This is a genomic window from Oscillatoria sp. FACHB-1406 (genome assembly GCF_014698145.1).
Taxonomy (GTDB): domain Bacteria; phylum Cyanobacteriota; class Cyanobacteriia; order Cyanobacteriales; family Spirulinaceae; genus FACHB-1406.
On the sequence record NZ_JACJSM010000033.1, the window covers coordinates 42,686 to 54,274 of the forward strand.

Annotated in this window: 6 protein-coding genes and 1 other RNA gene; 3 read left to right on the forward strand and 4 right to left on the reverse strand. The window is 51.7% G+C overall.

Annotated features, from left to right (window positions below):
- Positions 1 to 37: 37 nt before the first annotated feature.
- Positions 38 to 4,291 (reverse strand): CHAT domain-containing protein, encoded by a 4,254-nt coding sequence (locus tag H6G50_RS22540; protein WP_190721579.1) that lies wholly within the window; start codon positions 4,289 to 4,291, stop codon positions 38 to 40.
- A 98-nt stretch (positions 4,292 to 4,389) separates the two neighbouring features.
- Here H6G50_RS22540 and rnpB point away from each other — a divergent pair.
- Positions 4,390 to 4,833: RNase P RNA component class A (gene rnpB / locus H6G50_RS22545), an RNA gene on the forward strand.
- Here the strand turns inward: rnpB and H6G50_RS22550 are convergent.
- The 3 genes from H6G50_RS22550 to petC form a co-directional block, all read right to left on the reverse strand.
- Entirely contained in the window at positions 4,834 to 6,051 is a 1,218-nt protein-coding gene (locus H6G50_RS22550) for an AI-2E family transporter (protein ID WP_190721581.1), read from the reverse strand.
- Positions 6,052 to 6,202: 151 nt separating this feature from the next.
- Entirely contained in the window at positions 6,203 to 7,192 is a 990-nt protein-coding gene (gene petA, locus H6G50_RS22555; RefSeq protein ID WP_190721583.1) for a cytochrome f, read from the reverse strand.
- A 35-nt stretch (positions 7,193 to 7,227) separates the two neighbouring features.
- Entirely contained in the window at positions 7,228 to 7,767 is a 540-nt protein-coding gene (petC, locus tag H6G50_RS22560; RefSeq protein WP_190721585.1) for a cytochrome b6-f complex iron-sulfur subunit, read from the reverse strand.
- Positions 7,768 to 8,343: 576 nt separating this feature from the next.
- Here petC and H6G50_RS22565 point away from each other — a divergent pair.
- Together H6G50_RS22565 and bchB are read left to right on the forward strand one after the other, a co-directional pair.
- The gene (locus tag H6G50_RS22565; protein ID WP_190721587.1) at positions 8,344 to 9,414 is read left to right on the forward strand and encodes an outer membrane beta-barrel protein; all 1,071 of its coding nucleotides are present in this window, start codon (positions 8,344 to 8,346) and stop codon (positions 9,412 to 9,414) included.
- Between the two features lie 248 nt (positions 9,415 to 9,662).
- Entirely contained in the window at positions 9,663 to 11,189 is a 1,527-nt protein-coding gene (gene bchB, locus H6G50_RS22570; protein WP_190721588.1) for a ferredoxin:protochlorophyllide reductase (ATP-dependent) subunit B, read from the forward strand.
- Positions 11,190 to 11,589 lie beyond the last annotated feature (400 nt).

Consider the following 11,589-nt stretch of genomic DNA (forward strand, 5'->3'; position numbering starts at 1 on the left):
AATTCATAATTCATAATTCATCACTCATAATTCATCATTACCAAGGATTGCCGATCGTAGAAAACCCGCTCCAATAGTAAGGATGGCTCAAATTAATTGGTTGATTTGCCAATTCCGGCGGTAACGGAAAATTCCCTTTCGGCGTGACTAACTGACCGTTTTCGATCCGCACTTTGCCGTGAATCATCGCCAGTTGCGCTTGTCGTAATGCTTCAGCCTTAATCGGAACTTCCCGCAATTGCTCGTAAAACGTCGCCATCACGCCCAACGTTCCTGCATCACTCACCGACCACAAACTGCCCATTGCCGTTTTCACCCCCGCTAACACCGCCAGTCCGGCAAACCCCAACTCCGCTTCCTCATCCCCAACCGCCGTGCGACAGGCACTCAAAATCAGTAACTCTACGGGCGGATCGTTCCATCCCAGTGTCCGCAACTGGTCGAGAGAAAGTCGCGTATCGCTCAATTGTATGTAAGAATCACTGGGTTTGCCCGCACGGAATTCGCCGTGAGTCGCTAGGTGAATGATGCCGTAAGGATTGCGATCGCGCGCTCCTTTAAGATTGGTCAACGTAAAATCATCATTGAGGAAAGCATCGCCCCGCCACAAATCACCCGAAATCAACTTTACCTCTTCCGCTGCTGCCGGAAGGGGTTGCTGCGAATCAAACTTCTGCGCCCCCATCGCCAGCACGGTACGCTCGCGAATATCGCGATAGCTCAAATCCGTCAGCGACAAACTGGGCATTAATCCAATACTGTAGCGCTCGACAACAAACCCTTGACCGTCGTACAGCGCCGCTAAAGGCAACGTTCGCAAGCCCGTATCGACGACAAAGACTAAATTGACAATCTGCTGCTCTTTCAAATCCTTCTCTAAAGGCGCTAGCAACCATTGATACATTTGCCCTGCCGAATCGCGATAGTTTTGCCGCCCGGAATTGGTAATCGCCGCTTGAAAGCGCCTCGCCTCCGCCATAACTTCTTTGCGCGTTACGCCGACGCGATGGCGAAATGGTTCCCCAGAAGAAGTCACGAGAATCAGTTCTAGTACGTCGGTCGGTTTTTCGGAGGATTGACCTTCCACCGAAAGCAACGAAGTCCCTTCCTGCTGTTGGGCGGGGACAAAGACGGCGTAAATTAAAGCCGGTTTCACGCCCGTTGCTGCTTCTAATTCGCGCATTTTTTGCTGGGGATCTTGAGCGTTGCGGGCAACATTCCCCATCCCGAAGTAATCTTCAAACTTTTTCGCCATGCGCGCGTCTGCTGCGGCAACCTCGCTGTAGCCGCCTCCCCCTGCCCCCCCAGAAAGCGAGACGCTTATTGGTGTATTAGAGGACGACATCAGATCGGTGGCAATAGAAGCAGGAATTTGGGGATTTCCGGACGGGTTAGGCTGTAGTGTGGTTGGGGGTGTGGTTGGGGATGTGGATGGGGTTGGGGGTGTGGGTGTGGGTGTGGGTGTGGTTGGGGGTGTGGCTGGGGTTGACTGCCCATCCACACTGATAATATTCACGTTGCCTTGGTTGTGGGTATAAAGATAGCTTTGGGTGGGGGCAATGGTTTCGCTGCCGCTGGTTATCGCGGCGCTAGTCCCGTTGACGGTTGCATCTCCGACTTTAAAGGGGGTTGTTCCTTGACCGCCGTGATTCACGGTAATGCTGCCGCCTCCCGCGTTGCCGATGCTGGAAAGGCTGGCAGAGACTCCGTTCGGGGCGGTAAAGCTGCCGGTGGCGCGGAAAAATTGCCCGGTTGTTATATTGATATTGCCGCCTGCGCTATTAATCGAGGTGACTTGGATATTACTGGGGGCAGTGAGGGTGACGTTACCGCCACCAGAGGAGAGTGCGCCAGTCGTAATTCCAGCTTGGGTACTGTTGAGGGAGAGGGGGCCGCCTGTTGTTGCGATCGCGCTGCTACTAACATTCCCATGAGCGATCGCGCTGAATTGCGGCGCGTTAATGCTCGCCTGCGTTGTATCGATGCTTCCTCCAGCCTCCGGCGATCGCAACGTTACCGGCGAGTTAAAATTAAGGGTTGCATTTCCGAGGGCCGCGATCGCGCCGCTACTATCGCTCCGTCCGATAAAAACCTGACTGAATCCGGGCTGCAATAACGCCAACTCACTAGCATTCAAATTCAAACGCGGATCGTTACTATTGACGTTGCCGCCTACCGTAATCCCCAAACTCGGCGTAAGCGGTTGTAAAGTTAACGTACCGTTACCTCGAATGCTGCTCGAGTCGAGCAAATCGATCTCGTCGCCCGTCAGGGTTAAATCGCCCCCGCCCCCCGCACTAATAACGCTATTCCCTTGAACATTGATGCCCGTACTCGATGCCGTTCCCGTTAGCGCGATCGCGCCGCTGCCCGTCGTCTCGATCCGACCATTATCGACGCGAATCCCATAGCTATTATTCGCATTACTGTTCGTCGTTCCCGTCAGCGTTATCGCCCCGTCCGCCGCGCGAACCGTACCGCCCACATAAATCCCGTCGTTATTTTGTCCGCCGCTTCCTCCGGTTCCCGTCAGCGCGATCGTACCGCCGCCTGCGGTTACAATCGTCGTTCCCGTACCGACCACAACTCCATACTTACTATTCCCGCCATCCGGCCCGCGACCGCTCCCAATAATATTGCCGCCGCCCGCATCAAGATTCGCTAGAATATTCAGCGTTCCACCGCCTGTATTGTTTGCATCGGCAATGAGTTCGATCGCTCCGCCGTTCGTTGTAATATTTTGATTGACGACGAGATTGCTCCACGCTTCCGCCTTCAGCCCCACGCCAGAATTTGCTAAATTAACCGGAGCAGTAAACGTAATATCGCCCGTCGAGTGCAAGATAATGTTACTTGTTGCCGCATTCAATAACGCTGCATCAATCGTATTCGCGCCCACATCCGGATCGTTGAAGTCATCGACTTGACTTAAACTTGTAAATGTGCCTGGGCCACTAATAATTGTAATACTGCTCGGATCGAGCAATAATGTCCCCGCTTGCCCGTTCGGTGCGGTAGTATCGACTTTACCGTCGAACTTCAGCGCATTCAAGCCCGACACTTCCACAAATCCACCGTTAGAGGGCGCATTGCTCGCTCCCCGCGCCGTTAGCGTGCCGTAAAATTGCGTCGTATCGTTGCCCCAAACAATAACTCGTCCGCCATTCACTTTTTCTCCGCTCGCGGGAACGCTAGGAGCGATCGCATCCGCAGCAATGACCGAATCGCGACTGACAAACGTTCGTTCTGCATTAAAAATCGTCCCTTTGCCTTGATAATCGCCCCCAATCCGGATATTGCCGCCGCCGCTACCCGAAGCATTCAAATTCGCACCGCTCAACTGGACGCGATTCCCCAAAATATTAATTTCTCCCCCTTGTTGCGCGCTTGAAGAGACATCGAGATTGCCCGATATTGCCGTACTGCCGATCGCACTCGAAATTCTCGCGCCCGTAGCCGTTGCCTGGACTTGATTATCTGCCGTAACGCTCAATCCAGTTTCAACCCCCACTCCAGCCAACAGAGTCGGTAAATCTAGGGCGGTAAAGGGCGCAATCTGCCCTTGTACCGAGCGAGGCGGCTGAATTTCTAAGCTCAGTAAGCTTCCCGGTTGCGAGATTTTGACGATGCTGCTACCGGGAACTGCCGCAATTGTAATACGCCCGCCCGCCGCAGCCAGATTGCCGGTATTCGCAACCGTTCCAGCTAGTAGCGTTAAGTTTTGCCCGGGGGCAACATTTAAGTTACCTGCATTGACAATTGCGCCCGGTTGCGATAGATCAAAAGCAAAGTTGGAGGGATTACCGACGAGGTTGGCATAATCGTTGCTGCCAGTGGCATTAAACCAAAAATTATTGCCCCAGCCAATTCCCGTCGCCGTCGTAGCGATGAAGTCGGCGGGAAGGTTGAGACTTGCCCCGTTTCCAAAGATAATGCCAGCGGGGTTCATCAGGTAGAGGTTGGGACTGCCGCCAGTCACTTGAATTAAACCATTGATGAGGGAAGGATCGCCACCGACGACGCGCCCTAAGATATTTTGAAGCCCGGGAGTGGCGAGGAAATTAGCGACTTGTTCGGTAGAAAGACCGAATTGTTGGAAACTGTGGAAAAGATTAGCGCGATCGCCAGAAAGAGTGCCACCGTTAATATTGAAGCGATTATTTTCAACGGTGACAGTCGTGTTAGTTCCGTCGTCGGCGGCAGTAATAGATTCAGCGCCCAGGGGAGTGCTTAAACCCAAAATTCCCGCTCCAACGAGAGGTAATAATGCAGTAAGGTAGATTGCGCGCATGGAAAACCCTCTCGATGCAGTCTCTATTTATTAGGATGCCCTAACCGCGTTATTTCTCCTCACATATGACTCAAAATTTCATTTACACTAGAGGACGAGAGAGTTAGCGAGAAGGTTGCAGGCAGGCTTTTTAAGTCAGCTTGAGGAAAGTCCGGACTCCCGAAAGACCGAGCTTGCTGGGTAACGCCCAGTGCGCGCGAGCGCGAGGAGAGTGCCACAGAAACATACCGCCTTTTTGACCGTTCCCACGATTCATGCAACAGTTCCCAGCCGCTTAAGCTGATAACCGATCGCTGATGACTGATAACGACTAAAAGGTAAGGGTGCAAAGGTGCGGTAAGAGCGCACCAGCAGTATCGAGAGGTGCTGGCTCGGTAAACCCCGGCTGGGAGCAAGGTCGGAGGGACAAGGGTTGGTCTTTTTCCCGTCCCGTTTTAGGCGTACCGCAACAGGTGTCTGGTGACAGACATCGCAGATAGATAACCTTCCTCCTCTTCTCGTTAAGAGGGGAACAGAATCCGGCTTACGTCTAACTCTCTTCTCTAACTTGGATCGGGCGAAGCTTGCCCGATCGCTTTTTCGGCGCTGTGAGGACGTTCTTCTGGCTCGTCGGCAGCGATGAGAACGGTTTCGGTTTCCTCAAGGCTGGGGAGATGTTCTTGTTCTGTTTTTCTGACGGCCCGAATCGCGTTTAATGCCTCCTTAATTAAAACAGCGGTGGGAACGGCAACGACTACGCCTAAGAAGCCCCCCACGCGCGCTCCGGTGAGGATAGCAACGAAGACCCAAAAGGGATTTAACCCCGTCACGCGCCCCAAAATGCGGGGTGCAATCCAATTTTCAACGATTTGTTGGACGATGACGGCAACGGAAAGGACTTGTAGGGCTAAACCGATATCGCGCAGGGCGACGAGGGAGGTTACGAGTAAAATCCCGACCGAACCGCCAAAGGGAACCAGTGCCATTAAGCCGATGGTTAACCCGAATAACAATCCGAAGGGGACTTTGAAGAGGAGAAAGCTAGAAGTTAAGCCGATCGCCAGAAAGGTCGCATTAATAATTTGCCCGATAAAATAATTTTGGAAACTCAGGCGCAAAGTTTCTGAAAAGGGCTGTTGAATGCGTTTGGGGAGCCATTGAACGATACCATCCCAAACTTCTTCGCTGTGCTGGAGGAGATAAAAGGTTAAAACCACCGTTAACAGAACATCCAGCAGGCGCACAACCGTGAGAACGGTAAAGTTAAGCGCTAAGTTGAGGGTTTGTCCGGCTAAGGTTTGTAGGTCGTCCTTTAAACGGGTGTTCATTTGCTCGATCAAGCCGTCGAGACTGATGGGCCAACCCATGATATCGACGCGATCGTTCAGCATCATTAATTGACGCTGCCCGGAGTCCAGCCATTCCGGGAGGCGCGCCACCAGTTGTTGCGCTTGGGTAAAGACAAGAGGGACTAAGGTTACGCCCAACCCAACCAAGATCAGGAGCGCGACCAAGAAAACTACAAGGGCAGCTTGCCCGCGTCGCAACCCGTGCTGCGCCAGCCAACTGGTGGGATAGTTGAGGAAAAAGGCAAAAAGTGCCGCGACTAAAAGGACGACAAAAAGCGATTGAAAATAAACGAAAATCGTTGCCAAAGCCCAGGCGTTCAAAACGATGAGGGGAGCCGCTAGGGCGATCGCAACTAAGCGCGCTACGGGTGTTAATACTTCCCACCAGCGCAAAAGCCGACTTTTAGGTAAAGAGGATCGGGGATTCACCATGAAATGAGCCAAGCATTGAGCTACTGCTATAGCTCCATTATTCTAGAGGATTGCCTTTTTGCAATCCTCTGTCATTGGGATGGAGGTTTCTCAAAAAAATCGAGCTTCTCTCGAGGAGAAACTCGATCGCGCGTCGGATAACCGACTGATTCTAGAAATCCATTTCCGCCGCTTGGACTCGTTCGATTTGTCTCTTCTTGAGGACTAAGAAAGCTTGAGCAAAGGCAATCGCTGCGAAGAACAGCAGCAACCACTTAATGCGGGCGGGGTCCTGGAGAACGATTTCTGCATCTTCTTGACCGAAGCCTCCCACATTGGGGTTCGTGGTTAGGGGCTGTCCGGCGTTGACGGTATCGCCTTCAGAAACGATAAGTTCGGGTCCAGCTTGAACCGTGGCAACGGTCGTACTGCCATCTTCGGCGGTAATGGTGACTTCGTAGCCGCCTGCTTCGACCGGAGCGATTTTGCTAATCGTTCCAGCTTTAGTGGCGTTAACTGCATTATTATTGCTGGGATCCCCGGTCGGATAAATTTGACCGCGACCTCGGTTTGCACCTAAGTAAATGGGATACTTCCCGAAGCGGATATTTTTATCGGTTTTCGGGTTCGGGGAGAGAACGGGGAAAGTAATTTCTTGGTACTGTTCGCCCGGTAGCGGACCGACAATGACCCAATTTTCTTTGTCGGGTCGATAGGGTTGGAAGAAAACGCTACCGACTTTCTCTTGCATTTCTTCTGAGAGACGCTCGGGAGGCGCAATTTTAAAGCCATCCGGCAGCATTAATACTGCACCAACGTTCAGTCCGCCTTTAGAACCGTCGCCGAGAACTTGCTGGCTGTTGAGGTCGTAGGGAATTTTAACAACGGCTTCAAATACGCTGTCGGGCTTGACGGCGAGGGGCAGTTCGACTTCAGCGGGCTTTTGGGCGAGGTGGCAGTTCGCGCAAACAAGCCGGCCCGTGGCTTCGCGCGGGGTTTCGGGGGCGGTTTGTTGCGCCCAGAAGGGGTAGGCAGCGGCCGACTGAGGCGCTACTAGATCTCCGCTCAAGAATAAGGCTACGGTCGCGATCGCGAGAATAGCACTTCTGACGACGATCTGCTTGCCCGTCTGCCAAAGGAATTGTATCGAAGGTGTTCTCATCTGTTAAATCCAAAATCTAAAAGCCAAAATTGATTTTACGCCCACCAAGGATTCTCGCCGGTGCGGAAGTCGGTTTCAGTCCACTCGGAGAACACGAGCTTATCGTCAGTGACGTTAGCATGAGCGAGGGCCAAAGAAAGGGGTGCGGGGCCGCGCACGACTTTTCCTTCAGCGTTGTACTGAGAACCGTGACAGGGACACATGAATTTGTTTTCGCTGGCATTCCAAGGCACGACGCAGCCTAAGTGCGTGCAGACGGCGTTAATCCCGTAATTAGCGATTTCTTTGCTGTCGGTGACGACGATATAAGTTGCATCGCCTTTTAAGCCTTGAGCGAGGACGCGATCGCCTGCATTATGGCTGCTGAGAAATTCGCTGACAACAACATCATTGCCCAGCTTATCTTTGGCTGTTACGCCGCCACCCGATCCACCGCTCGAAGGAGGAACGAAGTATTTAACAACGGGGTACAATGCCCCCAACGCTGTGGCGGTCATCGTACCGAAAGTGAGCAGGTTCATGAACTGCCGTCGCCCCATTCCTGGGACATCTGAAGGTAGGGAACTTTGAGTCATGGGTCAATCGTCAAATGAATAGTTTCCTGACACTTCCCGCGCCTCTAAAAGACTCGGAAATTCCTGGTTCGGCGACCGACCCAAACGATTACCTATCCTTGCGGCAGTCCTTAAACCCAATCTTCGCCGTTCGGACTTAGCACATCGCTAAGCCGCAGCCAGTATCGAGCTTAATTTAGGCAACCCCAGAGGGTCAGTCTCCCCAAGCTTTTCGGGTTGATGGGGATTAGACTTCCTTTCTTCCCGCCGTTTCCGCCTGTCTCGCGGTACGGTGTTGTCGCTAACATTTTGTTTTTTAAGTTTGCGAGTTGGCAGATTCGATAAGAATCTTGATGGCGTTGAAGAGGTTTTTTTATACCTCTAGGCGATCGCTCCTTTCAAGTCGATCCAGCGTGAAATTCACATCGGATATCGCGCCAAGAGCGGTTTTTCAGCCTGTACCTTCTGTTGTATTCTACACGATATGCCTAACCTTTTAACTTAACTTTTAAGGGGGCTTTCGATGAAATGGTTGAGGAATTCCAGCCGGAGGTCTAGAGTATAGGTGCGTTAAACAGTCAAACTCAGGTATAGATCGTGAAAAAAGCACCAAATGCGCTCGAAGTTATCGCTTTAACAGCCTTGACTTTCGCTGTTGCGAGTACCGCCCGAGCCGAAGAAACCAAAGATATCAGCCCCAACTTTGACGCTGAAACCGTCCCCATTGCTGCCCTCAATCCTTCAGCAATGCCCGCCCTGCGAGATACCCCAGATACCGAAGATAGGCTGCAAGAATTCGATCGCATCACCGCCCTCGATCCTTCGGCTTCCGAAACCGCCCTAGAGTCGCCCTCCCTCGCCCCCGAAACCGAATCATTCCCCACCGCACCGAAAACGCTCGCTGCTTCTACCCCCGAAATCGAATCATTCCCCACCGCGCCGAAAACGCTAGCTGCTTCTACCCCACCGACAGAACTCCCTCGTACCGCGCCCAGAAACCAAGTCGCCCAAAGAAGAAACCCCAACCCAAGTAACTTACCCGCAGGCATCTACGGCGCGCTGAGTGGCGATTTGCGCCTGTTGAGAGAAGCTCAACTCCAAGGATTAGCCGTATCGGGAATCGGAACAATCGGTACGGGAAGCACCGACTTTTTCGCGGGTTTTGGGATTAATGCCGCAGTCGGTTATAAATCACTCCAAAACAATTTGAGAGTTGAAGCCCAATTAGCTTACGGTCAAAACGAGATTGGCGTTGTCGAACTTCCCGCGATCGCTTCTCGTTCCATTTCCACAACAACAGTTAACGGCAAGGGCAGTATTTCTACCTTTACTGGATTCCTCAACGGCTACTACGATCTCAACACCGGCTCGAATTGGCAGCCCTATATCGGCGGCGGAATTGGGCTAACGCGACTGGCCAGTAACGGTATTAGCGCCACCTATCCCGGAACCGATTTAACCACCAGCGTGGACGATGCGAGATGGGGTTTTGCCTATCAAATTATGGCGGGAACGGCCTATTATCTCAGTCCTCAAACCGCCGTAACCTTGGGCTATCGCTACTTCGATCCCCTAGGCGGCAATACCTTCGACACGCCGTTAGGAGAAGTGCGCTTGAAAGATGGCGGCGCGCATAACTTTGAGTTTGGCGTGCGCCACTTCTTTTAAAGCGCGTTACCTTGCGATCGCGTTGGTTGGGTTCTACTACTCTCTACCCAACCCATCGTTGAATAAAGGTTAACATTCGTTGCATTTCAAAAATATTTGTGAGGCAGTCGCTCCATCTCCAATCCCTCAATCTCTCACAGAGCAAGGGTTTCGCACCACAATTGGGTTGCGGAACCCTTTCGAGCCGCGCCCTAAAACATTTGAGACAATGCTTAAACGCTTAACACCGGCTGGAGGCTATCTCGGTTATGAAATTGGCTTATTGGATGTATGCAGGCCCCGCTCACATCGGCACGCTTCGCATTGCTAGCTCCTTCAAAAACGTTCATGCCATTATGCACGCGCCCCTCGGCGATGACTATTTCAACGTCATGCGCTCCATGCTCGAACGGGAACGAAACTTTACTCCCGTGACAGCTAGTATCGTCGATCGCAATGTCCTCGCGCGCGGTTCTCAAGAAAAAGTCGTCGATAATATCACCCGCAAAGATAAGGAAGAAACGCCCGATTTAATCGTGCTTACGCCGACTTGTACGTCAAGTATTCTACAAGAAGATTTACAAAACTTTGTCGATCGCGCCCAAATGGATTGTCAGGGCGACGTTCTCCTGGCTGATGTCAATCACTACCGCGTCAACGAACTGCAAGCTGCCGATCGCACCCTCCAACAAATCGTCGAATACTACATCGCCAAAGCTCGTAAAAAAGGCGAACTTCCTGAAGGCAAAACCGAAAAACCTTCGGTTAACATCATCGGTATTTCAACCCTCGGTTTCCACAACCAACACGATTCTACCGAACTGAAACGGTTGATGGCAGACTTAGGCATTGAAGTCAACGCCGTTATTCCCGATGGCGCTACCGTTGAAGAATTAAAAAATCTACCCCGTGCCTGGTTTAACCTCATTCCCTACCGCGAATTAGGGCGCATGACAGCGCAATATCTCGAAAAAGAATTCGGAACGCCTTCGGTAGAAATTACGCCGATGGGAGTCGTTGAAACGGCACGCTGTATTCGTCAGATTCAACAAGTTCTCAACGCGCAAGGGGCAAACGTTGACTACGAAGATTTTATCAACGAACAAACCCTTTATGTTTCCCAAGCGGCGTGGTTTTCGCGATCGATTGACTGCCAAAACTTAACGGGTAAAAAAGCCGTTGTCTTTGGCGACAATACCCATGCTGCGGCGATGACCAAAATTTTAGCGCGGGAGATGGGAATTCACGTTGTTATGGCGGGGACATACTGTAAGTATGATGCTGAATGGTTCCGCAATGAGGTGAGCGAATATTGCGATGAAGTGTTAATTAGCGAGGATAATGGAGAGATTGGCGACGCGATCGCGCGCATCGAACCGGCTGCCATTTTTGGGACTCAAATGGAACGTCACGTTGGCAAACGTTTAGATATTCCCTGCGGCGTAATTGCCTCGCCCATCCACATCCAAAACTTCCCCATCGGTTATAAGCCTTTCTGCGGCTACGAAGGCACAAATCAAATCGCCGATTTGGTCTACAATTCCTTTACCTTGGGGATGGAAGATCACCTGTTGGAAATCTTCGGCGGACACGATACCAAAGAAGTGATTACCAAGGGAATTTCGGCAGATTCCGATCTCGGTTGGACGAAAGAAGCGCAAGTAGAACTGAATAAAGTTCCCGGTTTCGTGCGCGGAAAAGTGAAGCGGAACACCGAGAAGTTTGCGCGCGATCGCGGTTTGAGCGAGATTACCCTCGAGGTGATGTACGCTGCTAAAGAAGCCGTAGGCGCGTAATGTTGTAGGGACGTTGCATACAACGTCCCTACCCCTTGTATTTGTTATTCAGTTAACGCTTTTGGGTAGGGTGTGTTAGGCACGAGCTAAATTTTGGAGAAAAAGAGATTGATATTTTTGGCGCGCCGTAACGCACCATTTTAAGCTACGAAAACGCTTGGGTAGGCTACGTTACACGAAATATTTGTAGAGACGTTGTATATAACGTCTCTACAGATCGGTGTCACGGCAGTAGGCTACGTTATACCAATTCTCAGTTACGATGCACTAAATTTTTTGTCGTAGGGGCATAACAATGTTCATTGGTGTCAACTTAAGAATTTCTGGTAGGATGCGCGCCGCGAAGCGGATCCCTGCGGGATCGCGCCGACCTGCCCGAGTTAACTCAAGACCCGATGAG